Source organism: Spirillospora albida, from assembly GCF_000718255.1.
Lineage (GTDB): Bacteria > Actinomycetota > Actinomycetes > Streptosporangiales > Streptosporangiaceae > Spirillospora > Spirillospora albida.
This window is the reverse complement of sequence record NZ_JOFJ01000007.1, coordinates 1-26,233: the sequence shown is the minus strand read 5'-3', so window position 1 is coordinate 26,233 and position 26,233 is coordinate 1. Positions and strand designations below refer to the sequence as shown.

The 26,233-nt window shown below is 74.1% G+C and carries 23 protein-coding genes; 12 read left to right on the top strand and 11 right to left on the bottom strand.

Annotation, left to right across the window (positions count from 1 at the left end):
- Positions 1 to 10: 10 nt before the first annotated feature.
- The 3 genes from IE99_RS0111575 to IE99_RS0111565 form a co-directional block, all read right to left on the bottom strand.
- Positions 11 to 1,183, bottom strand: a complete 1,173-nt coding sequence (locus IE99_RS0111575) for a L,D-transpeptidase (protein WP_030168117.1) — start codon at positions 1,181 to 1,183, stop codon at positions 11 to 13.
- Positions 1,184 to 1,307: 124 nt separating this feature from the next.
- Positions 1,308 to 2,009 (bottom strand): DUF3159 domain-containing protein, encoded by a 702-nt coding sequence (locus tag IE99_RS0111570; RefSeq protein WP_245623166.1) that lies wholly within the window; start codon positions 2,007 to 2,009, stop codon positions 1,308 to 1,310.
- Positions 2,010 to 2,131: 122 nt separating this feature from the next.
- The gene (locus IE99_RS0111565) at positions 2,132 to 3,058 is read right to left on the bottom strand and encodes a LysR family transcriptional regulator (RefSeq protein ID WP_030168108.1); all 927 of its coding nucleotides are present in this window, start codon (positions 3,056 to 3,058) and stop codon (positions 2,132 to 2,134) included.
- A gap of 134 nt (positions 3,059 to 3,192) precedes the next feature.
- Here IE99_RS0111565 and IE99_RS0111560 point away from each other — a divergent pair, with 134 nt between their 5' ends.
- From IE99_RS0111560 to IE99_RS0111550, 3 genes are all read left to right on the top strand, one after another.
- Positions 3,193 to 4,536: a pyridoxal phosphate-dependent aminotransferase gene (locus IE99_RS0111560; protein WP_051712402.1), complete on the top strand. Its 1,344-nt coding sequence runs from the start codon at positions 3,193 to 3,195 to the stop codon at positions 4,534 to 4,536.
- Positions 4,537 to 4,754: 218 nt separating this feature from the next.
- Positions 4,755 to 5,327 carry a hypothetical protein gene (locus tag IE99_RS0111555; RefSeq protein ID WP_030168102.1) on the top strand — a complete coding sequence of 191 codons (573 nt, stop codon included), beginning with the start codon at positions 4,755 to 4,757 and terminating at the stop codon, positions 5,325 to 5,327.
- Between the two features lie 62 nt (positions 5,328 to 5,389).
- Positions 5,390 to 5,947: a CGNR zinc finger domain-containing protein gene (locus IE99_RS0111550; protein WP_030168100.1), complete on the top strand. Its 558-nt coding sequence runs from the start codon at positions 5,390 to 5,392 to the stop codon at positions 5,945 to 5,947.
- A 26-nt stretch (positions 5,948 to 5,973) separates the two neighbouring features.
- On the opposite strand, the gene folP is transcribed toward IE99_RS0111550, so the two are convergent.
- On the bottom strand, positions 5,974 to 6,804 hold the full coding sequence (gene folP, locus IE99_RS0111545; protein ID WP_030168097.1) for a dihydropteroate synthase: 831 nt from the start codon (positions 6,802 to 6,804) through the stop codon (positions 5,974 to 5,976).
- Between the two features lie 162 nt (positions 6,805 to 6,966).
- Between folP and IE99_RS0111540 the strand changes: the two genes are divergently transcribed.
- The 3 genes from IE99_RS0111540 to IE99_RS0111530 all read left to right on the top strand — a co-directional run bounded on the left by IE99_RS0111540 (position 6,967) and on the right by IE99_RS0111530 (position 10,546).
- A complete protein-coding gene (locus IE99_RS0111540) occupies positions 6,967 to 8,013 on the top strand; it encodes a GDP-mannose 4,6-dehydratase (protein WP_211258784.1) in 1,047 nt (348 codons plus the stop codon).
- 51 nt (positions 8,014 to 8,064) lie between these two features.
- On the top strand, positions 8,065 to 9,606 hold the full coding sequence (locus IE99_RS0111535; protein WP_030168088.1) for an MFS transporter: 1,542 nt from the start codon (positions 8,065 to 8,067) through the stop codon (positions 9,604 to 9,606).
- Positions 9,607 to 9,673: 67 nt separating this feature from the next.
- The gene (locus IE99_RS0111530) at positions 9,674 to 10,546 is read left to right on the top strand and encodes a LysR family transcriptional regulator (RefSeq protein ID WP_030168085.1); all 873 of its coding nucleotides are present in this window, start codon (positions 9,674 to 9,676) and stop codon (positions 10,544 to 10,546) included.
- A 42-nt stretch (positions 10,547 to 10,588) separates the two neighbouring features.
- Here the strand turns inward: IE99_RS0111530 and IE99_RS0111525 are convergent, their stop codons facing one another.
- On the bottom strand, positions 10,589 to 11,500 hold the full coding sequence (locus IE99_RS0111525; protein WP_037559195.1) for an Lrp/AsnC family transcriptional regulator: 912 nt from the start codon (positions 11,498 to 11,500) through the stop codon (positions 10,589 to 10,591).
- 706 nt (positions 11,501 to 12,206) lie between these two features.
- Here IE99_RS0111525 and IE99_RS0111520 point away from each other — a divergent pair.
- From IE99_RS0111520 to IE99_RS0111505, 4 genes are all read left to right on the top strand, one after another.
- A complete protein-coding gene (locus IE99_RS0111520; protein ID WP_030168080.1) occupies positions 12,207 to 13,643 on the top strand; it encodes a GuaB1 family IMP dehydrogenase-related protein in 1,437 nt (478 codons plus the stop codon).
- A gap of 171 nt (positions 13,644 to 13,814) precedes the next feature.
- On the top strand, positions 13,815 to 15,299 hold the full coding sequence (locus IE99_RS0111515; protein WP_030168076.1) for an LCP family protein: 1,485 nt from the start codon (positions 13,815 to 13,817) through the stop codon (positions 15,297 to 15,299).
- Between the two features lie 87 nt (positions 15,300 to 15,386).
- Positions 15,387 to 16,460: an enolase C-terminal domain-like protein gene (locus IE99_RS0111510; RefSeq protein ID WP_342666212.1), complete on the top strand. Its 1,074-nt coding sequence runs from the start codon at positions 15,387 to 15,389 to the stop codon at positions 16,458 to 16,460.
- Positions 16,457 to 17,020 (top strand): P-loop nucleotide/nucleoside kinase family protein, encoded by a 564-nt coding sequence (locus IE99_RS0111505; RefSeq protein ID WP_030168071.1) that lies wholly within the window; start codon positions 16,457 to 16,459, stop codon positions 17,018 to 17,020. Before IE99_RS0111510 ends, IE99_RS0111505 begins: the two co-directional genes overlap by 4 nt.
- Here the strand turns inward: IE99_RS0111505 and IE99_RS0111500 are convergent.
- Genes IE99_RS0111500 through IE99_RS0111485 form a run of 4 tightly spaced genes read right to left on the bottom strand, consistent with a single transcriptional unit; the run spans position 17,017 to position 23,430 of the window.
- Positions 17,017 to 18,171: an acyl-CoA dehydrogenase family protein gene (locus tag IE99_RS0111500; protein WP_030168068.1), complete on the bottom strand. Its 1,155-nt coding sequence runs from the start codon at positions 18,169 to 18,171 to the stop codon at positions 17,017 to 17,019. The two genes, IE99_RS0111505 and IE99_RS0111500, sit on opposite strands and share 4 nt — an antisense overlap.
- Positions 18,168 to 20,123, bottom strand: a complete 1,956-nt coding sequence (locus IE99_RS0111495) for an acetyl/propionyl/methylcrotonyl-CoA carboxylase subunit alpha (RefSeq protein WP_030168065.1) — start codon at positions 20,121 to 20,123, stop codon at positions 18,168 to 18,170. The genes IE99_RS0111500 and IE99_RS0111495 overlap by 4 nt, the downstream gene beginning before the upstream one ends.
- Positions 20,124 to 20,128: 5 nt before the next feature.
- On the bottom strand, positions 20,129 to 21,721 hold the full coding sequence (locus tag IE99_RS0111490; protein ID WP_051712401.1) for an acyl-CoA carboxylase subunit beta: 1,593 nt from the start codon (positions 21,719 to 21,721) through the stop codon (positions 20,129 to 20,131).
- The gene (locus IE99_RS0111485; protein ID WP_030168059.1) at positions 21,718 to 23,430 is read right to left on the bottom strand and encodes an acyclic terpene utilization AtuA family protein; all 1,713 of its coding nucleotides are present in this window, start codon (positions 23,428 to 23,430) and stop codon (positions 21,718 to 21,720) included. The genes IE99_RS0111490 and IE99_RS0111485 overlap by 4 nt, the downstream gene beginning before the upstream one ends.
- Positions 23,431 to 23,528: 98 nt before the next feature.
- Here IE99_RS0111485 and IE99_RS0111480 point away from each other — a divergent pair, with 98 nt between their 5' ends.
- A complete protein-coding gene (locus IE99_RS0111480) occupies positions 23,529 to 24,146 on the top strand; it encodes a TetR/AcrR family transcriptional regulator (RefSeq protein ID WP_030168055.1) in 618 nt (205 codons plus the stop codon).
- Between the two features lie 64 nt (positions 24,147 to 24,210).
- On the opposite strand, the gene IE99_RS0111475 is transcribed toward IE99_RS0111480, so the two are convergent.
- Both IE99_RS0111475 and IE99_RS0111470 read right to left on the bottom strand, forming a co-directional pair.
- The gene (locus IE99_RS0111475) at positions 24,211 to 24,630 is read right to left on the bottom strand and encodes an SAM-dependent methyltransferase (protein ID WP_211258783.1); all 420 of its coding nucleotides are present in this window, start codon (positions 24,628 to 24,630) and stop codon (positions 24,211 to 24,213) included.
- A gap of 2 nt (positions 24,631 to 24,632) precedes the next feature.
- Entirely contained in the window at positions 24,633 to 25,193 is a 561-nt protein-coding gene (locus IE99_RS0111470) for a DinB family protein (protein ID WP_030168049.1), read from the bottom strand.
- A 410-nt stretch (positions 25,194 to 25,603) separates the two neighbouring features.
- Between IE99_RS0111470 and IE99_RS0111465 the strand changes: the two genes are divergently transcribed.
- Positions 25,604 to 26,110 (top strand): DUF4253 domain-containing protein, encoded by a 507-nt coding sequence (locus IE99_RS0111465; RefSeq protein WP_211258782.1) that lies wholly within the window; start codon positions 25,604 to 25,606, stop codon positions 26,108 to 26,110.
- The last annotated feature ends 123 nt before the right edge of the window (positions 26,111 to 26,233 follow it).

The following is a 26,233-nucleotide window of genomic DNA, read 5'->3' as shown; positions in this document are numbered from 1 at the left end:
CGGCGGGCCTTCAGGAGAGCGCGCTCCCCTGCTTCCACTTGTCGAACGAGAGTTGCCAGAAGCTCCAGCCGTTGTTCCACTCGACCTCACGGCTGCTGCCGGTGAGCTCCAGGACGTCGCCCCGCTGGGCGATGGTGTAGTACCACTTGGCGTTGGCGGGGCTGAGGTTGAGGCAGCCGTGGCTGACGTTCGCCGACCCCTGCGAGCCCACCGACCACGGCGCCGAGTGCGTGTACTCGCCGCTGTTGGAGAAGCGGACCGCGTGGTTCACGACGGTCTTGTAGTAGCCGGGGTCGCCCTTCTCGCGGCCGGGCGAGACCATCGTGACGGGGTTGCCCCTCTCCATGAGCAGGTGGACGCCGCTCGTGGTGGTGTACTCGCGTGTCTGGCCGTTGCCGGCGCTGAACGGGATCGTGCGCAGCTTCCTGCCGTCCCGCCGGACCGTCATGTGGTGGCCGCCGATGTCGCCCTTGGTGATCTGCTCGGCGCCGATCGTGATCGTCTCCTGGACGTCCTTGGCCCCGTACACGCCGCCGCCCGCGTTCACCCCGGCGAGCTGCGCCTGGAACCGCACCGTCTGGTGGGGCTGCCAGTACGTCTTCGTCCGGTAGATCACCTGCTGGGAGTCGATCCACCGCCAGGCGCCCTCGACCGGCTTCTCGGGCGTGACCTTCAGCGTCTTCTCCACCGCGGCCTTGTCCGTGACGGGCCGGTCGAAGCGCAGCATGATCGGCATCCCGACGCCGACCTTCTCCCCCGTCAGGTTCGGGGTGACGTCCACGATGGAGAGCGTCTTGGCGGGCTTCAGCGTGGTGAAGGTGCTGGTCGCGGTCAGGGCCTTGCCGTCGTCGTCCGCCTTGGCGGTCACGGTGTAGGACGCGCCGGGTGTCAGCGTGCGGGTCGAGTGCCAGACCCTGCCGTCGGACGCCAGCGCCCCCGAGATCGCCCCGCCCTGGGCGTCCTGGACGGTGACGGCCTGCAGGCGGCCGTGCGACGCCTTCACCTCGATGGTGCCGTCGGGCTTGACCTGGCCGGTGCCGTTGGCCGGCGTGATGGTGATCTCGGCCTTCTCGCCGCCGGAGGCCAGCTTGCCCGCGCCGCCGCCACCGCAGCCGGTCGCGAGCAGCGCCACGGCGCCGGCGCCACCGGTCAGCACGACCCCCGCACGACCCTTGATTCGCACGAAATCCCCCAAACCTCACACATCGCCCACTTGCGAGTGAATGTATCTGAGTTAGGGAGACGTTCGGAACTACCGAAAAGTTCGCACACGTCCAGGCAAACTCATCCGTAATCCGCAAATCCGGTCAAGCTTGGGCAGTGACCTCGCGGTCGATGTGCCGCAGGCACCGCTTGAAGCCCCACACCGAGACGGCGAGGCCGATCGCGCCGACCCCCGCGACCAGGCTCGTCCGCAGCCACAGGTAGGTGCCGATCGACTGGTGGAACAGCATCCACAGGCTGATGCTCACGTTCGTGAACAGGACCATCGACCACAGCAGGGAGATCCGCAGAAAGAAACGGCGGACCCGTTCGTGCCGCAGGAACGCCTCAGGGAACGGCACCATGTCCGTCGCGATCTTCTGGGCGAGCGGCCGCCGCAGCGGCACCGACGCCAGGAACCCCATGCCGACGAGGAGCGTCCCGAGCGTGGGCTGCAGGAAGTAGACGACGGCGCTGCCGGTGACCGCCGCGAGGCCGGCCCGGACGGTCACCCCGACCGCCGCCAGCAGCAGCATCCCCGTGACGGGATGGCCGCGGAAGTACCGCCAGGCGATGCCGCCGTAGACCCAGGCGACGGCGGTGACGAGCGCCCCGGTCAGGCCGAGCACCACGAGCGCGGCGTAGAACACCGCGACGGGGGCGATGACGCCCTCCACGAAGCGGGGCAGGGCGTGCCGGAGCAGCTCCGGCAGCCGCGGCATCTCGAAGCCGTGGTGGCCGTCGTCGCTTGCTGGTGCGGGGGGCCGGGGAGCCGGCGTCACCGACGTGCTCGCCGGTCCGTTCATCGGGCGCTGTGCCTTCCGTGGTCTGGTCCGGGGGTCCCGGACGCCCCTGCGTTGGGCTGCGGTCGCGATCGGGCCCCACAGTACGGGAAGAATCGGCATGATCCGTCCCGAAGTGAGGGAAATCAGAACTCCGGGGCGACGATCTGCACGTCGCGGGCCGCCGCGTAGATCGCCCGAAGCGTGACCGCCACCGAGGGGCGCCGGACGCTGGCCGTCCGGGTCACGGCGTACACCTCCCTGGCGAGCGTGCACTCGGGGATCCGCCGGACCGCCACCCCCTGGTCGCCGGCGGCGAGGGCCAGCGCCGGCACGGCGGTGATGCCGATGCCCCGCGCCACCAGGCTGAGGATCGTGTGCAGGCCCTCGAACTCCCACGGGACGGGACGGGCGCCGCCCACCGAGTCGAGGAGCCGGTCGACGGCCTGCCGGGACGGCTCGCCCGGCGGCGCCGCCATCCACGGCTCCTCCCTCAGCTCCTGGAGGCGGACGGGCCGCTCCGGATCCGACAGCGGATGGCCCTCCGGCACGACCAGCACCAGCGGGTCACGGCGCAGATGGAAGAACTCCAGCGCGGCGGGCGACTTCTCGGGGACCTTGCCGGTCCAGTCGTCCACCAGCGCGATGTCGACCTCGCCGTTCTGGACCTGCCGGATCCCGTCGGCGGGCCGGGTCTGCCGCAGCACGAACGCGAGCCCCGGATGCTCGCCGAGACCGCGCGCCAGGGCGGGGGCGAACGCGACGGCGGCGGTCGGGAACGCGGTGACGACGACCCTCCCCGTCGGGGTGTCGGACTGCGCGGACAGCTCGGCCTCCGCCGTCTCGACGAGCGTGAGGATCTCCTCCGCGCGGGCCGCGAGCCGGCGTCCGGCATCGGTCAGCTCGGCGCTGCGCGCGGTGCGGTCGAGCAGCGGGACGCGCGCCTCCCGCTCGAGGGCGGACAACTGCTGGGAGACGGCCGACGGCGTGTAGCCGAGGGCCGCGGCCGTCGCCGCGATGCTCCCCCGGCGGGCGAATTCGGCGAGCAGCCGAAGGCGGCGCACTTCCAGCATCACAACCTCTTACGGTCAGCATCGCCGAGACTCGCTTGTCATGATGCTCGAAGCGGGCAAACAATGAGTCGAACCCGGCCGGGTCACTCAATGGAGCATTTCCAGCACTCACCGTCACACGCTTTGGAGCGTCGATGCCTGCCCAGAAGCCTCCCGCCCGGCCGCTTCCGTTCGAGCCCCGCCCCGTCCCGCTGTCGCCGACGCTCGCCGTCAACGAGACGCTCGCCCGCATGCGGCGCGCGGGCGTCCGCGTCCTGCCGTTCGGATTCGGGGAGGCCGGCATCCCCATCCATCCGGCCCTCACCCGGCAACTGGCCGCCGCCGCGGACCGCGGCGGCTACGGCCCCGTCGCGGGCTCGGCCGCGCTGCGCGCCGCCGCGGCCGGCTACTGGGGGCGCCGCGGGCTGGAGACCGACCCGGCCGGCGTCGTCGCGGGGCCGGGCAGCAAGCCGCTGCTGTTCGCGCTGATGCTGGCGATCGGCGGCGACGTCGCCGTCGCGGCGCCGAGCTGGGTGAGCTACGCGGCGCAGGCGTCCCTCGCGGGCGCCGAGCCGATCCGGGTGCCGACCCCGCCCGGCGAGGGCGGCGTCCCGGACCCCGCCCTGCTCGCGGACGCGGTCGCCGCCGCCCGCCGCGCGGGCCGCACCGTCCGGGCCGTCGTGGTCACGCTGCCCGACAACCCGACCGGGACGATCGCGTCCGACGCGACGATCCGGCGGCTGTGCGAGGTCGCCCGCGCCTGCGACCTCGTGATCATCTCGGACGAGATCTACCGCGACCTCGTCCACGACCCCGGCCGGACGATCACCTCCCCGGCCCGCCACGCACCCGAGCGCACGGTCGTCACCACCGCGCTGAGCAAGAGCCTGGCGGCGGGCGGCTGGCGGCTCGGCGTCGCGCGGCTGCCCGGCGGGCCGTTCGGCGAGCGGCTGCGCGCCGCCGTCCTCGGCGTGGCGAGCGAGATCTGGTCGAGCGCCCCGGCGCCGATGCAGGCCGCGGCGGCGTACGCGTTCGCCGAGCCGCCGGAACTGGCCGAGCACGTCGACCGCAGCCGCCGGCTGCACGCCGCCGTGGCCCGCGCGGTCGCCGACCGGTTCGCGGCGGCGGGGGCGCGGGTACGCCGCCCGGAGGCCGCCTTCTACGTGTACCCGGACCTCGACCCGCTGCGGGAGGCGCTCCGCACCGGCCACGGCGTCCGGACCGGCGCCGATCTGACCGGCCTCCTGCTCGAGCGGTACGGCGTCGGCGTCCTTCCGGGCAGCGCGTTCGGGGAGCCCGCCGAGGCTCTGCGGATGCGCGTGGCGCCGAGCCTGCTCTACGGATCCGACGACGAGCGGCGGCTGGCCGCGCTCGCGTCGCCCGCCCCGGCCGCGCTGCCCTGGATAGCGGCGGGCCTGGACCGGCTGAGCGAGGTCCTGGACGATCTCGTCGCGTCCGCGGCGGGCGCGGGGCGGGCGCGGACGGCCGCGTCGGCGTGACGTCCATCCGCCGCACGGCGGGGATCCGCCGGGACTCCCCCCGCGGCCGCCATCGGCCGGGCCCGCAGGGAAGACGGTGGTGTAAGGTCCAACGACGCACGGACGTCACGAAACCGCCAGGTGCGCCGCGACGCGCCCTGCCAGGGGTCTTCCGTGACGAATCCGGGACAGGTTGAGACGCCATCTTCGTGATGGAACAGGGCGAGGGGGCCACCGCCATGAGGCACGCACGGGACGGGGCCGCCGCGGCGATGAGCGCGGCCTCGAGAATTCTCGTCGCGCGGGGCAAGAACGAGCCTCAGGAACTGGAGAACCCGGAGGTCGCCTGGGGGCAGCGCGCCCGGGACGGCGTGTGGATGCCCACCCGCGACGGCCAGCGCCTCCACCTCGGCATCGACACGGCCGCGGCCGACACGGTCGCCCAGGTGCTGCGCCCGAGCCTCCGGGTGTTCGTCGGGGTGGACGTCGACACCGACATCGTCGCCCAGACCACCGACAGCGGCGTCCGACTCCTCACCGTGATCCACGGACCGGACGCCCCCTCCGAGTTCCGCTTCACCCTCTCCCTCCCCGACGGCCTCGCCCTGGAGGCCATGCCGTCCGGCGGCTACGACGTCGTCCACCTCCGCTACGGGGCCACCGTCGGCCGCCTCTACAACCCCTGGGCGAGCGACTCGATGTTCCGCCAGGTGAAGGCCGAGTACACCCAGGAGGGCGCGGCCGTCACCATGCGCATCCAGCACGCCGACGCCTTCTACCCCGTGGTCGCCGATCCCCATTACTCCAAGTGAGCTGAACGGCGGTCCCCAGCCGACTGCCCAGCCTCCCGCCCGGAGCCGATACTGGAGTCGTTGTGATCTTCACCCATGACACCGAGCACGCGCTGGCAGCCGTCGTCGATCTCATCAACACCGGGGCGGCGACGTCCGGCGCTGAGGAGCTCGACGGGCCGGCCGCGCTGCGGGCGTTCGTGGCGCGCAACGCCTTCAGCGAGGTCGGCGCCCTGGGCGAGCAGGACGTCGCGCGGGTCCGGGAGCTGCGCGGGCGGTTCCACGACGTGTTCCGGGCGGGCGGGGTGGAGGCGGCCGTCCGGCTGATCAACGAGATCGTGGGGGAGGTCCGCGCGACGCCGCATCTGACCGACCACGATGGCTACGACTGGCATGTCCATTTCTTCGCGCCGGGGGCGCCGCTCGGCGAGCGGCTCGCGGCGGACTGCGGGATGGCGCTGGCCTACGTGGTGGCGGCCGGTGAGCTCGACCGGTTGCGGACGTGCGAGGCGCCCGACTGCGACCGGGTCCTGGTGGACCTGTCCCGGAACCGGTGCCGCCGGTACTGCGACAGCCGCACCTGCGGCAACCGCATGCACGTGGCCGCGTACCGCGCGCGGCAGCGCGAGGCGGCCACCTAGAGCCCGGTCCCTTGAACAGGGCCCCTTCAGAGCGCGGCCACCGCGCGGAGGGCCCTCCTCGCGGCGGCGACGTCGTGGACGCGCAGGACGCGGGCGCCGAGGAAGGCCGAAACGCCGAGCACGGCCATCGTGCCGACGCCGCGCTTGTCGACCGGGCGGCCGAGCGTCTCGCCGATGAAGTCCTTGTTCGACACGGCGACGAGGACGGGCCAGCCGGTCGCGGTGAGCTCGCCGAGCCGGCGGGTGACCTCCAGGGAGTGGAGGGTGTTCTTGCCGAAGTCGTGGGCGGGGTCGATGAGGATCGCGTCCCGGCGGACACCGAGCGCCACCGCCCGCTCGGCCTCGCCGGTGACGTGCGCGATGACGTCCGCGACCACGTCGCCGTAGCCGGCGCGGTGGGGGCGGGTGCGGGGCCGCTGCCGTCCGGCGTGCGCGCAGACGAGGCCGATGCCGTGCGCGGCGGCGACCTCGGCGAGCCGGGGGTCGGGGCCGCCCCAGGTGTCGTTGAGCAGGTCGGCGCCCGCCCGCGCGACGGCCTCGCCGACCTCGGCGCGCCAGGTGTCGACGCTGATCACGAGGTCCGGGTGCCGTGCGCGGACGGCGGCGACGAGGTCGACGACCCGGCGCAGCTCCTCGGCGACGTCGACGTCGTCGCCCGGTCCGGCCTTCACGCCGCCGATGTCGACGATGTCGGCGCCCTCTTCGGCGGCGCGGGCGACGGCGTCGAGGGCGGCATCGAAGGCGTAGGTGGCGCCGCGGTCGTAGAAGGAGTCGGGCGTCCGGTTCACCACGGCCATGATCGCCGTCCCGGTGAGCGGGCGGCCGTTGAGGCGCAGCGGGGCATCCGGTGAGGTCATGATGCCTTACCGTGGCACATCCGGGCACGGAACGGGCAGAACAGAAGCAAATTCGGTTCAAAGGCGGCCCTCGCTCGTCACGCCCGTGACGGGGTCGCTAATCTCATATGTCACGCTTGCCGCGACCGGCTCCGCGCCGGACCCGCGACTGCCCTATTCAGCATGGAGGATCCGCTGTCCAGGCGAGCACTCATCACCGGCATCACCGGACAGGACGGCTCGTACCTGGCCGAGCACCTGCTCGAGCAGGGGTACGAGGTCTGGGGTCTCGTGCGCGGCCAGGCCAACCCGCACGTCGCGCGGCTGCGCAAGCACATCGGCGACGTCCAGATCACCACCGGTGACCTGCTGGACCAGGGCAGCCTGATCTCCGCGGTCGAGCGGGTCCAGCCCGACGAGGTCTACAACCTCGGCGCGATCTCCTACGTGCCGATGTCGTGGCAGCAGGCCGAGCTCACCGCCGAGGTGACCGGCATGGGCGTGCTGCGGATGCTGGAGGCGATCCGGGTCGTCTCGGGCATCAGCCCGTCCCGCACCCCCGGCCGCGCGCAGATCCGCTTCTACCAGGCATCCTCGTCCGAGATGTTCGGCATGGTGCGGGAGACGCCGCAGACCGAGCGGACGCCGTTCCACCCGCGCAGCCCGTACGGGGTCGCGAAGAGCTACGGGCACTACATCACCCAGAACTACCGGGAGTCGTACGGGATGTTCGCGGTCAGCGGCATCCTGTTCAACCACGAGTCGCCGCGCCGGGGCGCCGAATTCGTCACCCGCAAGGTGTCGCTCGGCGCGGCCCGGATCAAGCTGGGCCTGGCGTCGGAGCTGCGGCTCGGCAACCTGGACGCGCGCCGCGACTGGGGCTACGCCGGCGACTACGCCCGCGCGATGCGGATGATGCTGGCGCAGGACTCCCCCGAGGACTACGTCATCGGGACGGGCCGGACGCAGTCGGTGCGGGAGCTCGTCGAGTTCGCGTTCCGGACGGCGGGCCTCGACTGGGAGGACCACGTCGTCCTGGACGAGCGCTACACCCGTCCCGCCGAGGTCGACCTGCTGTGCGCGGACCCGAAGAAGGCCCGCGAGCAGCTCGGCTGGGAGCCCGAGGTGACGTTCGCGGGGCTGGTCGAGATGATGGTCGAGTCGGACCTGCGGCTGCTGTCGGAGTCGGCGCGCCCCGAGGACGAGCCGTTCAGCCCCGACCACTGGTGACCCGCCGGCGCCGTGCGACGATGAGCGGGTGACGACGGGACCGGCCGGCTGATGGCGGGCCTTCGGCTCGGCACGCCGCCCGGCCGCTGGACGCTGCTGGCGACCGTCCTCGGGTCGAGCGTGGCGATGCTCGACGCGACCGTGGTGAACGTGGCCCTCCCGGCGCTCGGCCGCGAGCTGGGCGCCGATCTGGCGGGCCTGCAGTGGACGGTGAACGCCTACACGCTGACGCTCGCCGGCTTCATCCTGCTCGGCGGCTCGCTCGGGGACCGGTACGGGCGGCGGCGGGTGTTCCTCGTCGGCGTCGTGTGGTTCGGCGCCGCGTCGGTGCTGTGCGGCCTGGCGCCGAACATCCCGCTGCTGGTGGCGGCGCGCGCGCTGCAGGGCGTGGGGGGCGCGCTCCTCACCCCCGGCTCGCTGGCGATCATCCAGGCGTCGTTCGCGCACGAGGACCGGCCCCGGGCGGTGGGCGCGTGGTCGGGCCTCGGCGGCGTGGCGGCGGCGGCCGGGCCGTTCGCGGGCGGCTGGCTGGTGGACGCGGCCGGCTGGCGCTGGGTGTTCCTGCTGAACGTCCCGCTCGTCGCGCTGGTGGTCCTGGTGACGGTGCGCCACGTCCCCGAGAGCTCCGATCCGGGCGCCCGGGGCCGTTTCGACGTGCCGGGCGCGGCGCTGGCCGCGCTGGCGCTCGCCGGGACGACCTACGCGCTGACGGAGGCGCCGGGCGGCCGTTCCGTCCCGGTGGTGGCGGCGGCCGGGCTGGGGCTCGCCGCCGCGGCCGGGTTCGTGCTGGTCGAGCGGGCGTTCGGCCGGGGGCGGCGGCTGCCGTCCGGCGGTGCGCCGCCCGCGCCGATGCTGCCGCTGAGCGTGTTCGCGTCCCGGCAGTTCTCCGCCGTCAACGGCGTGACGTTCCTGATGTACGGCGCGATGGGCGTGCTGTTCTTCCTGCTCGTCCTCCATCTGCAGGTGGCGGGCGGGTTCTCGCCGATCGCGGCGGGCGCGGCGCTGCTGCCGGTCACGGTGCTGATGCTGCTGCTGTCGGCGCGGGCGGGCGCGCTCGCGCAGCGGATCGGCCCCCGGCTCCCGATGGCCGCCGGGCTGGCCGCCGCCGCCGGCGGGACGCTGCTGCTCGCCCGGATCGGCGCGTCCCCCTCCTACTGGCGGGAGGTCCTCCCCGCCGTGACGGTGTTCGGCCTCGGGCTGTCGGCGGTGGTGGCGCCGCTGACCGCGACCGTCCTCGCCACCGCGGACGAGCGGCACGCGGGAGTCGCCAGCGGCGTGAACAACGCGGTGGCGCGCGCCGCCGGGCTGCTCGCGGTCGCCGCGGTCCCGCCGCTGACCGGGCTGACCGGCGGGGCGCTCGCCGATCCGTCCCGGTTCGCACGCGGCTTCGCGGCCGCCATGGCGGTGTGCGCCGCGCTGCTCTTGGCCGCGGCGCTGCTGAGCCTGCTCACGATCGCCGGGGACGTGCTGCGCGCGCCCGCCGGGCCGCCGAGGGAGCCGGCCGCGCGGCGGCACTGCGCCGTGGCCGCGCCGCCGCTGGACCCCGGACCTGGTCCGTCCGATGGCCGCAAAGGGGACGAAAACCGCGGGTGAACCGGGTTTCCAGGCCGGATCCGGCTATGTCGGGGACCGGGCCGGTCCGGTGTCATACCGTCGTGCCATGAATCTGCGGCAGCTGCGCTACGTCGTGGCGACCGCCGACCACGGCACGATGACGTCGGCGGCCGAGGCTCTCTACGTCGCGCAGCCCGCGCTGTCGCGGGCCGTGCGGGAACTGGAGCGCGAACTCGGTGTCGAGCTGTTCGCCCGCTCCGGCCGTGGGGTCGTGCTCACCGCCGTCGGGGAGCGGGTCGTCCGGCAGGCGCGGATCGCGCTCGACGCCGTGGACGCGATCGAGGACATGTCCGCCGGGCGGGACGGCGCACGCGGCGCCGAGCTGCGCATCGCGACGACCGCCTCGCTGGAGCCGGAGCTGACCGGCCGCCTCATCCCGCTGTTCGCCCGCGACCAGCCGGCGATCCGGGTGCGGGTGATCCGGTGCCCCGGCCGGGACGGGGTCGCGGCGGCGCTGCGCGCGGGACAGGCCGACCTCGCGCTCACCGACCTGCCCGTGCCCGGCGACCTGACGGCGCATCCGTTCGAGGAGCGCGAGATCGTGCTGATCTCCCCGCCGGGGCTGCGGGTGCGCGAACCGGTGTCGCACGACGCGCTGGACGGGATGCGGCTCGTCCTGCCCGCCCGGGGCGGCGCGCCCCGCGCGGAGATCGACGGGATGCTCCGGCGGATCGGCGCCACGCCCGTCGCGGCCGTGGAGTCGGACGCGCGCGGCGCGTGGCTCGGCTGGGTCCGCGCCGGCCGGGGATCACTGCTCTGGTACCGCAACCAGCTGGACGACACCGAGGGCGTCGCCGTCCGGTCGTTCATGCCGCCGATCACGCGCCGGATCGGCTTCGTCCACGCGAACCGGCGGCTCCCCCGCGCGGCCGGCGACTTCCTGGCGTTCGCCAAGGGCGCCGCCCGCGCCCACCGCTGACCGGGGTTCCGGCCGGGCGGTGGGCCGCGGCCGGGCCCGCCGTCAGGCGCCGTTCGGCGGCTTGTCCGGGAGCTCCGCGGCGTAGGACTCCTTGACCACGTCGAGGTGGTGCCAGGACTCCCGGACGGTCGCCCCCGGCACCTCCCGGATCGCGTCGAGCACGGAGACGAGCCCGGTGCGGGACGCGGCCTCGGCCTGCCCGACGATGTCGTAGCGCCCGAACCCGGTCGCGAGGTACCGCACGCCCTCCTGCGCGGCGACCGCCTCGGCGACCTTGCGGAGGCCGCCGGTGACGACGATGCCGAACCCGCCGAGCTCGGCCGCGCCGAGGGCGTGCGGGTCGGCGAGCCCGGTGACCTGGATGACGCCCGTCCGCATCAGCCGCACCACGCGGGCGCGGGTCGCGGCCTGCGACAGGCCGATGATCTGCGCGAGCCGGGTGTAGGGCGCCCTGCCGTCGCGCTGCAGCTCCTGCAGGAGCCGCCAGTCGATGTCGTCGAGGGTGACGTCGCCGAGCTCCCGGACGACGGCGTGGGTGTCGCGGACGGTGGCGACCGACCGGAACACCTCGGCGGACCGCACCCCGGGCACGGACCGGATCTCGTCCACCTCGGCGGCGAGCGAGGCGTCGTCCCGGGTGCGGACCTGGGCGACCAGGTCGTAGGGGCCGGCGGTCAGCGCGGTGAAGCAGACCGCGGCCCGCCCGGCGACCACCGCCGCGACCTCCCGGGCCGCGCCCTCGACGGTGACCGACACGTGCCCGATCGCCTCGGCGCCGACGACGGCGGCGTGGACGATGCCGACCACGCGGACGACCTCGGTCTCGAGAAGGTTCTGCACCCGTGCCCGCACGGCCGTGCGGGAAAGCCCGACGCGGTCGGCGAGCGCCTGGAACGTCGCCCTGCCATCCCGCTGGAGCTCGCGGACGAGCACGGCGTCGACCGCATCCAGCACGGCTGTCCTCCTCGACATGTGATGAAGCGTTCCGCTGGTAACTGCAAGATCATTCCATTTCGGGGCGGTCTGACGTCAAATATTGATCTTGCTCGTGTTCGTCGCGGCCGGCGACCGTCGAAGCGTCGGTCTCCGGTCCGGGTGGTGACGAATTCGACGCCGTCCGTGCCGTTGTGAGAGCGCAATGCCGCGGGGCTTCGCCCGCGCGCCGGGACCCGCCGGGGGCGGCGGGCGGGCGGCGTGGCGATGATCACTTCCGCGCGCCGCGGACGGCGCCGGCTCCGCGGGGACGGGCCGTCCGGCGCCGGGGCGCCGGCGCGGGAGGGCACGGGCGGCCGGGGTCGGATGCGTGGCCTGCATGCGCTTCTCCCGGTGTTCCGCTGTCACGCCCCTTCCGGGGCGTCGGCCGTCCGCGCGCGGCACATGTAAGAAAAGTGCAACGACGGCGCAGTTTCGTCAAGAGGTAACTTTACAGAGAGCCAAGCCCTACGTTGCACGGTTTTCCCCTCGGCCGCGATAAAGCGCGCGTTCCCCGGCCGGAACTGTACGGAGGAACCCTCCGTCCGCGGAACCGCGCGCGGAGACATCACCGCAGGAAGGGACGGGTGCGCCCCACGGTCCGGGCTTGGCGCGGCCACGTGGGGGTATGCCGCACAATGTACGGTGGCCCGGCCACTTCCGTCCCTGATTGGTGTGTTCTCCGACCGTGCACCTGCTCAACGGTGAGCGCCCCGCTCACGACCTCACCTACAACGACGTCTTCATGGTCCCCCGGCGCTCGGCCGTCGGTTCGCGCCTGGAGGTGGACCTCTCCACCTCGGACGGCAGCGGCGCGACCATTCCGGTCGTGGTGGCGAACATGACCGCTGTGTCCGGCCGCCGGATGGCCGAGACCGTCGCGCGGCGCGGCGCCGTCGCCGTCATCCCCCAGGACATCCCGGTCGACGTCGTCGCCGACGTGATCGGATGGGTCAAGGGCCGCGACCACGTCGTCGACACCGCCATCACCCTCGACCCCGGCAGCACCGCCGGGGACGCGCTGGCACTGCTGCCCAAGCGCGCCCACAACGCGGTGATCGTGGTCGAGGACGGCCGGCCGATCGGCATCGTCACCGAGGCCGACTGCCAGGGCGTCGACCGGTTCGCCCAGGTCCGCGACATCATGTCCAGCGACCTCGTCACCCTCCCGGCGGGCGTCGACCCGCGGGAGGCGTTCAACCGGCTGCACGAGCGGGGCCACCGGCTCGCGCCCGTCGTCGGCGCCGACGGACGGCTCGCGGGCGTGCTGACCCGCACCGGGGCGCTGCGCGCGACGCTCTACCAGCCCGCCGTGGACGCCGCCGAGCGGCTGCGGGTCGCCGCCGCCGTCGGCGTGAACGGCGACGTCGCCGGGAAGGCGAAGGCGCTGCTGGACGCGGGCGCCGACCTCCTCGTCGTCGACACCGCGCACGGCCACCAGGAGAAGATGATCGGCGCGCTGGCGGCCGTCCGGGCCCTGGACCCGGCCGTCCCCGTGGTGGCCGGGAACGTGGTGACCGCCGAGGGCACCCGCGATCTGATCGAGGCGGGGGCCGACATCGTCAAGGTCGGCGTGGGGCCGGGCGCGATGTGCACGACCCGGATGATGACCGGCGTCGGGCGGCCCCAGTTCTCCGCCGTCCTGGAGTGCGCCGCCGAGGCCCGGCGGCTCGGCCGGCACGTCTGGGCCGACGGCGGCGTCCGGCACCCCCGGGACGTGGCGCTCGCGCTCGCCGCCGGGGCCGCCAGCGTCATGGTCGGCTCCTGGTTCGCCGGAACCTACGAGTCGCCCGGCGACCTGCAGCGGGCCGCCGACGGGCGGCTCTACAAGGAGAGCTTCGGGATGGCCTCGGCCCGCGCCGTCCGGCTGCGGACCGCCGACGACTCCCCGTTCGACCGGGCCCGCAAGTCGCTGTTCGAGGAGGGCATCTCCACCTCGCGCATGTTCCTCGACCCGCAGCGGCCCGGCGTGGAGGACCTCATCGACGGGATCGTCGCCGGGCTCCGCAGCTCCTGCACCTACGCGGGCGCCCGGACGCTCGAGGAGTTCCACGAGCGGGCCACGGTCGGGATCCAGGGCTCGTCCGGCTACGCCGAGGGGATGCCGCTCGCCACCAGCTGGTGAACGCACCGAAGATCCGTAAGTGCCCTATTCTGGGGGGACGCGGACGCAGAGGCCACGTACTGTGTCCCTTCGATCACTTCCGCAACCTTTCTTGCGCTTCGCGCGTCCAAAAGGTGAGCGGCGGCGGGCGTACGTGGTGAGAATCGCGGCGGATCGGGAATCGGAGCGGACATGTCGGGTGGAGCGGCGCGCGGGCGCACCCCGGAAAGCGGGGACCGGCCCGGCGGCGCGGACGCGTCCGGCGCCGGCGAACTGCCCCGAGCGCTGGCGCTGACGCTGGCGTCCGCACTGGCGTGGGGCGTCGCCCATCTCGCCACCGGCCGCCGCGCCGCGGGCGGCGTCCTGCTCGGGCTGCAGCTCGTCCTGGCGGCCGGCCTCGGCATCGCGCTGACGGTGTACCGGGGCGACCTGATCCACCTGGCCGTCCGGCCCGACTGGCTGCAGCGGGTCGCCTTCGGCGTCGTGATCCTCGGCGTCGTGTGGATCGTCGTCGTCGTCCGCTCCTACCAGCTGCTGCGCCCGGACCGGATGCCGGTGGGCGCGCGCGCCGCCGGCGCCGCCGCGGTGGCGGTGCTGTGCTTCGGCGTCGCCGTCCCGGTCGTGTGGTCGGCGCATTCCACCTACGTCTACCGCGACGCGCTGACCAGCATCTTCCGCGCCGGCGGGAAGAACGGCCGGACGGTCGACGCCAAGGACCCGTGGAACGGCCAGGACCGCGTCAACGTCCTGCTGCTCGGCGGCGACGCGGCGAAGAACCGGGAGGGCGTCCGCACCGACAGCATGACGGTCGCGAGCGTCGACACCCGGACCGGCCACACGGTGCTGCTCAGCCTGCCGCGCAACCTGGAGAGCTTCCCGATGCCGCCCGGGCCCGCCCGGAACCGCTTCCCCTACGGCTTCACCGGCGACGGCCCCGCCAACCCCGGCCTGCTGAACGAGGTCTTCCAGTACGCCGAGGAGCACCCCGACATCGTCCCCGGCGTCGCGAAGGGCGACCGGGGGCCGGAGCTGCTGAAGGCGACGATCTCGGGCATCCTCGGCCTGCGGATCGACTACCACATCCTCGTCGACATGTTCGGGTTCGCCGACATCATCGACGCCATGGGCGGCGTCCGGATCACGATCACCGAGCCGATCCCGTACGGGCTGCAGGGCCAGGTGCTCCAGCCGGGCGACCGGAGGCTCGGCGGCAAGGAGGCCCTCTGGTACGGGCGGTCGCGCACCTTCAGCAGCGACTACGTCCGGATGGGCCGGCAGAAGTGCCTGCTGCGCGCGATCGCGCGGCAGGCCGACCCGCAGACCGTCCTCTCCAAGTTCGACCGGCTCGCCTCCGCCGCCAAGCGGACCCTGTCCACCGACATCCCGCAGGAGCTGCTGCCCGCGCTGATCACGCTGGCCGACAAGGTGAAGAGCGGCGCGCAGATCGACAGCCTGCAGTTCGTCCCACCGCTGATCAGCACCGGAAACCCCGACTTCGCGCTGATCCGCAGGCTGACCGCGCGGGCGGTCGCCCCCAAGCGCGCCACCCCCTCCCCCACCGCGACCGCCCCGGAGGTCGGCACCGTCGCGACGCCGCGTCCCGGGCGCGGCGCCGCCCCGCAGCCCACGGCGACGCAGGCGAAACCGCTGTCGCTGGACGCGGCCTGCCCCTCCTGACCGGCGTCCGGGCCGGTCATCGCGGCCGGCGCGGCCGATGCGGCGTGTCCGCGCCGCTCCCCGGAGGGGGGATCATGGTGGGAGGACGTGCGAGAACGAGAGGCGGTGCGGGTGCCCCGGATCATCGGCTGTGACGCCTTCCGCGTGGCGATGCCGCGCGGGCGGCGGCCCGAGAGCGTCCTCGTGCGCCTCACCACGGACGCGGCGGCCGGATGGGGGGAGGTCGCCGTCCCGGCGTCGGGCGCGTGCCCGGCGTGGGCCGACATCGCCGAGCGCATGGGCCCGGCGCTCATCGGACTCGACTGGGACCGGCCCGAGGACGTGTCGGCGGCCGCCGACCTCGGCTCCCGCGACGCCGCCGCCGCGATCGACACCGCCTGCTGGGACCTGTGGTGCCGGGCGCGGGGGCTGCCGCTCGCGCACGCCCTCGGCGGCACCCGCACGTCCATCGTGACCGGTGCCCGGCTGCCGCCGGAGCCGGTCCTCGACATCGTCACGACCCGCGCGAACCGGGCGGTCGGCGCCGGGCACACCCGCGTCACCGTCGAGGTGCGGCCCGGCTGGGACATCGAGCCCGTCCGCGCGATCCGGGAGGCGTACCCGGCGCTCGCCCTCGTCGTGGACGGCGGGCGGTCCTACACGCCCTCGGCCGAGCACATGGCCGTCCTGGAGGCCCTGGACGCCTACGGCCCGGTCGCGATCGAGCGGCCGTTCGCGGGCGACCTGCCCGCGCACGCGGCCCTGCAGCTGCGGGTCGGCGCGGCCGTCGCGCCCGGCATCGGCGACCTCGACACCCTCGACGCGGCGCTGGCGCTGGACGCGGGCCGGGCGCTGCACCTGCGGCCGGACCGGCTCGGCGGCCTCACCGCCGCGCGCAGCGCCCACGACCGCGCCTACGCGGCGGGCTGGGACGTGTGGTGCAGCGGGGCGGGCGCGTTCGGCATCGGGCAGGCCGCCGCCGTCGCCCTGGCCGCGCTGCCCGGCTGCACGCTGCCGAGCGACGTGACCGACCCGGCGGGCGGCCCGGTGTTCGTGACGCCGCCCGTCCGCTCGTCCGGCGGGGTCGTGGGCGTGCCGCTCACCCAGCCGGGCCTCGGCCACGAGATCGACGAGGACCGCATCGAGCGCCTCGCGACCCGGCGGCTGCGGATCCCCGCGTGACGGCCCCCGCCTGGGTCGTCGCGGGACCGCCGGGCGCCGGCAAGACGACGGTCGCCGAACTGCTGCTGGCGCGGCTGCGCCCCGTTCCGGCCCTCCTGGACAAGGACACGATGTACGGGGCGTTCGTCGCGGCGACCCTCTCCGCGTCCGGCCGCGACCCGGGTGAGCGCGAGGGCCCCTGGTACGACGCGCACGTCAAGGCGCACGAGTACGCGGGGATGACCGCGACGGCGCGGGAGATCCGCGCGCACGGCTGCCCGGTCCTGCTCAGCGGCCCCTTCACGGGCCAGATCCGCTCGGCGGACCGCTGGGCGGCGTGGGGGGCGGCGCTGGGCGGGCCCCCGATCACGCTGGTCTGGGTCCGCACCGACGCCGGCGCCCTCCGCGAACGGCTGGCCGAGCGCGCCTCGCCGCGCGACGCGGGCAAGCTCGCCGGGTTCGACGCGTTCCTCGCCCGGATGCGCCCGGACGAGCCGCCGCCCGTCCCGCACATCGCGGTCGACAACCGCCTGGACGCGCCGCCCCTCGGCGCGCAGCTGGACGCGCTGCTCGCCTCCTAGTAGGACTTCGGCAGGCCCAGGGAGTGCTGGGCGACGAAGTTGAGGATCATCTCGCGGCTGACCGGCGCGATCCGCATCAGCCGGACGACGCCCGCCAGCATCCCGACCCCGTACTCGGTGGTGAGGCCGTTGCCGCCGTGCGTCTGGATCGCCTGGTCGACGCAGTGGATCGCGGCCTCGGCGGTCGCGTACTTCGCCATGTTCGCGGCCTCGCCCGCCCCCATGTCGTCGCCCCCGTCGTACAGCCAGGCGGCCTTCTGCCCCATCAGCCGCGCCAGCTCGAGCTCGATCTTCGCGGCGGCGAGCGGGTGCGCGACCCCCTGGTGCGCGCCGATCGGCGCCTTGAAGACCTGCCTGTCCTTGGCGTAGTCGACCGCCTTGCCGAGCGCGAGCCGGCCGATCCCGGCGCCCATCGCGGACGCCATGATCCGCTCGGGGTTGAGGCCGGCGAACAGCTGCAGGAGGCCGCCGTCCTCGTCGCCGACGAGCGCGTCGTAGGGCAGGCGGACGTCGTCGAGGTGGCAGATGAACTGCTTCTCCGGCGACACGATCTCCATGTCGATCGGCGTGTGCGTGAAGCCCTCGGCGCCGGTCGGGACGATGAACAGCGACGGGCGCAGGTTGCCCTTCTGGTCCTCGGTCCGGGCGACGAACAGGACGGCGTCGGCCTCGTCCACGCCGGAGATGAAGGTCTTCTGGCCGCTCAGCACCCAGCCGTCGCCGTCGCGGCGCGCGGTGGTCGTGATGCGGTGCGCGTTGGAGCCCGCGTCCGGCTCGGTGATCGCGAACGCCATCTTCACGGAGCCGTCGGCGAAGCGGGGCAGCCAGTGCTCGCGCTGCCCCTCCGTCCCGGACCGCGCGATGATCGTCGCGCAGATCGCCGGGGACACCACCATCAGCAGCAGCGGGCAGCCCGCCGCGGCGAGCTCCTCGCAGACGGCCGCGAGGTCGCCGATGCCGCCGCCCCCGCCGCCGTACTCCTCGGGCACGTTCACGCCGAGGTAGCCGAGCCGCCCGGCCTCCGCCCACAGCTCGTCCGTCTTCTGCCCGGACCGGGCCTTCTCCACGTAGTACGACGAGCCGTACTTCGCGCCCAGTTCGGCGACGGCGGCGCGCAGCGCCCGCCGCTCCTCGGTCTCGATGAAGCTCACTCGGGGGTCCCTTCGATCACGGCGAGGACGGCGCCGGCCTCGACCTGCCGTCCGGCGCCCACATTGAGTTCCGCCACGGTTCCGGCGGCGGGGGCGGCGATGCGGTGCTCCATCTTCATCGCCTCCAGTACGAGGAGGGTCTGGCCCTCGGTGACGGTCGCGCCGGCCTCGGTCTCGACCCGGACGACGGTGCCCGGCATGGGGGCGAGCAGCGATCCGGGCGCGATCCGGGCCTGCGGGTCGGCGAACCGGGGCACGACCGCGAACGACACCGGCCCGAGCCGGGAGTCGACGTGCACGGCACCGCCGGCGGCCTTCACGGTGAAGGTCTCCCGCAGGCCGTCATGGTCGAGGACGACACGCTCCGGCGCCGCCTCGACGAGCCGCGTCCCGGGACACAGGTCGCAGTGCAGGCCGTCGCGGCCGAGGTGGTAGGCGACCTCGATGGTCCCGGACGGCCCGTCGAACGAGCGCCGCTGCGGCTGCGACCGGAGGTTGCGCCACCCGGACGGCAGCCCGCCCAGCACCGGCGCGGACGCCCGGTCCGCCGCCGCGCCGGCGAGCGCCGCGGCGAGGGCCGACACCCGCACGGCGGCCTCGCCGGCGAGCGGCGCCGCGAGGACGGCGAGGCCGATCCGGTCGAGGTAGCCGGTGTCGGTGGCGCCGTCCAGGAACGCGTCGTCCTCCATGATCCGGACGAGCAGGTCCCGGTTGGTGGTGAGGCCGTGGATCCGGGCGCCGCGCAGCGACGCGGCGAGCCGCCGCGCCGCCGCCCGCCGCGTCGGCGCCCACGCGATGACCTTGGCGAGCATCGGGTCGTAGTGGACGCCGACCTCCGCGCCGCTCTCCACCCCGCTGTCCAGCCTGAGCCCGGCGGAGACGGTGAACTCGTCGTCGACGCCGGGGATCTCGAACGTGTGCAGGGTGCCGCTCGCGGGCCGCCAGTCGCGCGCCGGGTCCTCGGCGTAGAGGCGGACCTCGATGGCGTGGCCGCGCGGCGCGGGCGGGGCGTCCGGCAGCCGGGCGCCCTCGGCGATCTCGATCTGGAGCCGGACGAGGTCCACCCCGTAGACGCACTCGGTGACCGGGTGCTCGACCTGGAGGCGCGTGTTGACCTCCAGGAAGTGGAAGCGCCCGCCGGGGGCCAGCATGAACTCGACCGTGCCGGCGCCGGTGTACCCGATGGCGCGGGCCGCGTTCACGGCCGCGTCGCAGAGCGCCGCGCGCAGCTCCGGCCCGACCGCCGGGGACGGCGCCTCCTCCACGATCTTCTGGTGGCGGCGCTGGATGGAGCACTCCCGCTCCCCCAGCGCCCACACCGTCCCGTGCGCGTCGGCGAGGATCTGCACCTCGATGTGGCGGGCGTCCTCCAGCAGCGGCTCGCAGAACACGGTCGGGTCGCCGAACGCCGACCCGGCCTCGCGCCGCGCCGCCGCCACGGCGCCGTCCAGCTCGCCGATGTCCCGGACGATCCGCATCCCGCGCCCGCCGCCGCCGGCGGACGCCTTCACCAGCAGCGGCAGATCGTCCGCGCCGGCCCGGCCGGGGTCGAGTTCGGGCAGCACGGGGACGCCCGCCGCCGCCATCAGCTTCTTCGCCTCGATCTTGGAGCCCATCGCGGCGATCGCCTCGGGCGGCGGCCCGATCCAGGTCAGCCCCGCGCCGATGACGGCCCGCGCGAACTCCGCGTTCTCCGACAGGAACCCGTAGCCGGGGTGGACGGCGGCGGCGCCGGACCGCTTCGCGGCGTCCAGGACGAGGCCCGCGTCGAGGTAGGTCTCGGCGGGGGACGCGCCGGGCAGCCGCACCGCGACGTCGGCCTCCCGCGCGTGCGGGGCGGCGGCGTCGGGGTCGGAGCAGACGGCGACCGTCCCGATGCCGAGGTCCCGGCACGCCCGGAACACCCGGCGGGCGATCTCGCCGCGGTTCGCGACCAGCACACTCTTGATCATCACGCTCACATCCGGAAGACGCCGAAGCCGTCCGCGCCGCGCACCGGCGCGTTGTGGACGACGGACAGGCACAGGCCGAGGACGGTACGGGTGTCGCGGGGGTCGATGACGCCGTCGTCGTACAGCCGCCCGGACAGGAAGAACGGCAGCGACTCGGACTCGATCTGCGCCTCGACGAGCTCCCGCATGGCGCGGTCACCGTCCTCGTCGTAGACCTGGCCGCGCGCCTGCGCCGCCTGCCGTCCCACGATGGACAGGACGCCGGCGAGCTGCTGCGGCCCCATCACGGCCGACTTCGCGCTCGGCCACGTGAACAGGAACCGGGGGTCGTAGGCGCGGCCGCACATGCCGTAGTTGCCCGCGCCGTACGACGCGCCCATCACGATCGAGATGTGCGGGACGCCGCTGTTCGCCACCGCGTTGATCATCAGGGCGCCGGCCTTGATGATCCCGGACTGCTCGTACTCCTTGCCGACCATGTAGCCGGTGGTGTTGTGCAGGAACAGCAGCGGCGTTCCGGCCCGGTTGGCGAGCTGGATGAACTGCGCCGCCTTCTTCGCCTCCTCACCGAACAGCACGCCCTGCGCGTTGGCGAGGACGCCGATCGGGTATCCGTGGACGCGGGTCCAGCCGGTGACGAGGCTCGTCCCGTAGAGCGGCTTGAACTCGTCGAACTCCGAGCCGTCCGCGACGCGGGCGATGACCTCCCGGGGGTCGAACGGGATCTTCAGGTCCTCCGGGACGATCCCGGCGAGCTCCTCGGCGTCGTACAGCGGCTCGGCGACGGGACCCGGCTCGGGCCCGAGCCGCCGGTGGTTCAGCCCCCTGACGATCTGCCGCCCCAGCCGGAGCGCGTCCGCCTCGTCCACGGCCATGTGGTCGGCGAGACCGGACGTCCGGGCGTGCATCTCGGCGCCGCCGAGCTCCTCGTCGTCGGCCTCCTCGCCGGTCGCCATCTTCACCAGCGGCGGCCCGCCGAGGAAGACCTTCGCGCGCTCCTTCACCATGACGACGTGGTCGCACATGCCGGGGATGTAGGCGCCGCCCGCGGTCGAGTTGCCGAAGACCAGCGCGATCGTCGGGATGCCCGCCGCCGACAGCCGGGTCAGGTCGCGGAACATCCGCCCGCCCGGGATGAAGATCTCCTTCTGCGTCGGCAGGTCCGCGCCGCCCGACTCGACCAGGTTGATGACGGGGAGCCGGTTCTCCAGCGCGATGTCGGCCGCCCGGAAGCTCTTCTTCACCGTCCAGGGGTTGCTGGCCCCGCCGCGCACGGTCGGGTCGTTCGCGACGATCATGCATTCGACGCCCTCGACCACGCCGATCCCGGTGACGACGCTGGCCCCGACGGGGAAGTCGCTGCCCCAGGCCGCGAGCGGGCTCAGCTCCAGGAACGGCGAGTCGGGGTCGAGCAGCATCTCGATGCGCTCGCGGACGAGCATCTTCCCGCGCTCGCGGTGCCGCGCCACGTACTTCTCACCGCCGCCCGCGAGCGCCTTCCCGTGCTCGGCGTCCAGCTCGGCGATCTTCGCCAGCATGGCCGCGCGCCGCTCCCGGTACTGCGGGCCGGACGCGTCCAGCGTGCTCTTCAATCTCAAAGGAGACCCTCCGGAACATCGACGAGGCGCGACCGCAGCCACTCCCCGAGCGCCTTCCCCTGCGGATCGAACCGCGTCGAGGCGGACACCCCCTCCTGCAGCAGCCCTTCGACGACGAAGTTGACCGCGCGCAGGTCGGGCAGGACATGCCGCCGGACGGGGAGCTCACGGCACTCGGGCAGCAGCTCCCGGAACCGCTCGACGGTGAGGAACGCGTGGAGCCAGCCGAACCGGGCGTCGGTCCCGGCCCAGACCCCGATGTTGGCGTCCCCGCCCTTGTCGCCGCTCCGGGCGCCGGCGATGCGCCCCAGCGGCACCCGGGCGGTCGCCCCGTCCGCGACGGGACCCGGCGGGCCGGCCGCGACGGTGGCCGGTGGATCGGCCGTGACGGGCGCCGGGGCGATGGGGACGCGGGCGCCGTCGTGGAGGACGGCGACGTGGCCGATCTCCTCGTTCGGGACGAACGCCGGCCGGTAGACGCCGTAGGGCGCGCCCTTGCCCGGCGGGGACGTCATCGTGAAGCCCGGATACCCGGCGAGGGCCAGCTCCACGACCGCCCCGCTGAAGGCCCGGCCGACCTTCTCGGGGTCGGGGTCGAGGACGGCGCAGCGCAGCAGGGACGTCGCCTCGCCCTGCGTCGCGGGGTCGTCCTTCGGCGTGCCGACCAGCGTCCATTCCACGCGGGCGGGCGGGGCGTCGCCGAACGCGGCCTCCAGCTGCGCCCTGGCGAGGGCGGCCTTCGCCTCGATGCCGAGCCCGGTCAGCACGAACGTCATCTCGTTGCGGTGGCCGCCCAGGTGGTTGAGGCACACCTTGGTGATGGCGGGCGGCGGGGCCCCTCGGACACCGCTGATCCGCACCCGGTCGGGGCCGTCATCGGAGAGCCGGACGGTGTCGAACCGCGCCGTCACGTCCGGCCCGGCGTAGGCGGGGCCGCCGATCTCGTAGAGGAGCTGCGCGGTGACGGTCCCGACGGTGACGGCACCGCCCGTCCCGTCGTGCTTGGTGATCACGGACGAGCCGTCCGCGTGGACCTCCGCCAGGGGGAAGCCCAGCGGCCTCCCGCCGGGGATCTCCTCGAAGAAGGCGTAGTTGCCGCCGGTGGCCTGCGCTCCGCACTCCAGCACGTGGCCCGCGACGGTCGCGCCGGCGAGGGCGTCCCAGTCGTCGCGCGCCCAGCCGAAGTGCGCCGCGGCCGGGCCGGCGACCAGCGACGCGTCCGTCACCCGGCCGGTCACCACCACGTCGGCGCCCGCCCGCAGGCACTCGGCGATCCCCCACGCGCCCAGGTAGGCGTTCGCGGTGAGCGGCGCGCCGTACGGCCCGTCGGTGAACCCCAGTTCCTTCGCGCGCGGCAGCAGGTCGTCGCCCTCGACATGGGCCACCCGGACCTCGACACCGAGGCGCGCGGCCAGCTCCCGCAGCCGGGCGGCCAGCCCGCGCGGGTTCAGACCGCCCGCGTTGGTGACGATCCGGACGCCCCGGTCGGCGGCGAGGCCGAGGGACTCCTCCATCTGGCGGAGGAACGTGGACGCGTACCCGGCGTCCGGATCCTTCAGCCGGCTCCGGCCGAGGATCAGCATCGTCAGCTCCGCGAGATAGTCCCCCGTGAGCACGTCGAGCGGCCCGCCCGTCAGCATCTCCCGCACCGCGGTGAAGCGGTCGCCGTAGAAGCCCGAGGCATTGCCGATCCGCAACGGTTGGCTCATGCCTGCACCCTGTCAGCCCCGGTCGAAAAAATCAATCGTGCTTGATTGTTTCATTGCGGGTTTGGTTGACTGGGACGCGCACCCGACCCGAGGACACGATGACCGCGCAGGCCGTTCCCCGCGAACCGCAGCAGGACCGCAGCCGGGCCACCCGGCAGCGCCTCCTCGAGGCGGCGATCGACTGCCTCGCGTTCCTCGGCTGGGCCCGCACCACCGTCGCCGTCGTCGCCGAGCGCGCCGGCGTCTCCCGGGGCGCCGCGCAGCACCATTTCCGCACCCGCGAGGAGCTCGTGACGGCCGCCGTCGAGTACGGCGCCGAGGTCCGGCTGGACCAGATGCGCGACCGCCTGGACACCCTGGCCGACCACCGTCCGTCCACGCACGAGGTCGTCGCCCTCCTGGGCGAGATGTACACCTCGCCGCTGTTCCGGGCCGCCCTTCAGCTCTGGGTCGCCGCCAGCTCCGACGAGCAGCTCCGCGCGCAGATCCTCCCGCTCGAGGCGCACGTCGGACGCGAGGCGCACCGCCTCACGGTCAAGGCCCTGGGCGCGGACGAGTCGGTCCCCGGCGTCCGCGAGACCGTCCAGGCCACCCTCGACCTCGTCCGCGGCCTGGGCCTCGCCGACCTCCTCACCGACGACGCGCCCCGCCGCACCCGCCTCCTCGCCCAATGGGCGACGACCCTCGACCGGGCCCTGACCACCCGCCCCACCTGACTTCGGCCCCGATCACCACCGCGCCGGCGCCCTCTCGGGCCCAACGCCCGGCCGGGGCGACGGCTCAGAGGACGAGTTCCCGCAGCGGGTCCCCGCCGTCGGTGAAGACCCGGCCGCCGGGGGCCAGGGCCGCGGCGATGCGCGGGAGCGCCCGGCGGCCCGCCTCCGGGTGCCGCCCGTCGAGCGCGCCGACCCGGACGGCGAACACGAGGTCGAACGGCGCCTCCCCGTCCGCGAGGGCGAAGTCCTCGATCGCCGCTCGCCGGACGCTCATCCGCCCGGCCGCGATCTCCGCAGCCGAGGCCGCGGCGGCCTGCGCGACCGCCGTGGCGGACCGGTCGATCGCCAGGATGTGCCCGCTTCCGAGCCGCGCGGCGACGGCCCGCGCCGCCGCGCCGGGGCCACATCCGATCTCCAGGACCCGCAGGCCGGGGGCGAGAGGCAGCGCGTCCACGATCGCGGCGAGCCGTGCCGAGAGCGCCATGCTCAGCCCTGCCCCGCGCGATAGAGGTCGCGGAGCAGGGAGATCTCGGCCCCGTGGTGAACGGCCTCGCGATTGATGTGCAGGACGAGCGTCGCCATGGGCCGGTCGCCGTAGGGCCCTTCGGCGGGGCCGCACGGCCGGGCCAGATCGTCCGGCCCGAGGCCGCGGACCCCGTCCCGCCAGGCCGAGTAGACGTCGTCGAGCCGGTCCAGGGCCTCGTCGGCGGACGCCGCGTACCGGAACGACGGGTAGTCCACCGGAGGGCCACCGAAATGGGCGGCGACCCGAGCGCCGAACACGCCGACGATGATGTGCCCGAGCCGCCAGGCGATCGTCGTCACCGGCGGCGGGTCGGGCTCCGGGTACGCGAAGTCGATCACGAGGTCGCCCGTTCCGGCGGCCATCGGGCTCACCGCCTCCGCGCGCGGCCGGACGCTCCACGCCCCGGGCACCGGCTCCCAGAAGTACTCATCGTCGGTCAGGCCGTCCAGGCGCGGTCTCAGCTGCATCCGCCAGTGGTGGTCGAGCTGGTCGGCGAGCTCTCCGGTCCAGTCGATGCTCATATCGGCAGCATAGGCAGCCCCTCTGACGCACCCGGGGAAGACCGCGCCGGTGATCTCCCGCCCTAGAGGGGCCGCGCGGGCTCCTCGGATCGCACATCACCACGGGACGGGTGTCGGTGGCGGCCGCTAACTTGTCGGCCATGCCCGATGCACCCTTCCCAGCGCTGCCGGAGAATCTGCCTCCCGGACGGGTCGTCCGAGCCCATCCCGCTCGCGGCCGTGGCCGAGCCCGTCCCGTGCTCTGGCTTTCCGACGCGCCGCAGGCGAACGCGGGCGGCTGGTGGGCCCGCTCGTACGCGGAACGCGAGAGGACGGGGCTCTACCCCCTGCTCCTGGACACGTTGACCAGCCCGTACGCTGGCGCGCCGGACCGGCCGTGGCGGGACACGGGCGACCTCGTCCATCAGTCCGTGGCGGAGATCGACCGGTTGGACGCGAATGAGGTCCTGCGGGGGTGGTGGGATGACGACGACGGGACATCGTTCCCGCGGCCGTGGCCGGGCCTGGCCTCGGCCCCGACCCCGGCGGCGGACGCGGAGGCCCATGCGGCGGCCATGGCGGCGGAACTCGCCGCGGACAAGGCGCATCTGGTCGGGCTCGTTCCCGCCGTACGCGGCGCGGACGCCCTGACCGCGGTGGGCTGGCAGGGACCGGCCAACCACACGAACCACACCCGCGAGATCTCCGCCGTGGTGCGGTCCTGGGAAGAGCGGTTCGGAGCTCGGGTGGTGACGGTCGGCTTCGCCACTCTCGGTCTCTCGGTGGCGTCACCACCGATCACTTTCGAGCATGCCCGTGCCGTGGCCGCGGAGCATCACGCATTCTGCCCGGACAACGTCGACCAGGGAGGCGGAGTCATCGACGAGTACGCCGAGGAACTGGTCGGCGCGGGCATGTGGTGGTTCTGGTGGGACTGACCGGCCAGCCATTATAAAATGGCTCCGGAAAATGAGAAAGGCCCCGCCTTTCGGCGGGGCCTTCTCTGATATGTGTCCGGCGGCGTCCTACTCTCCCACACGGTCTCCCATGCAGTACCATCG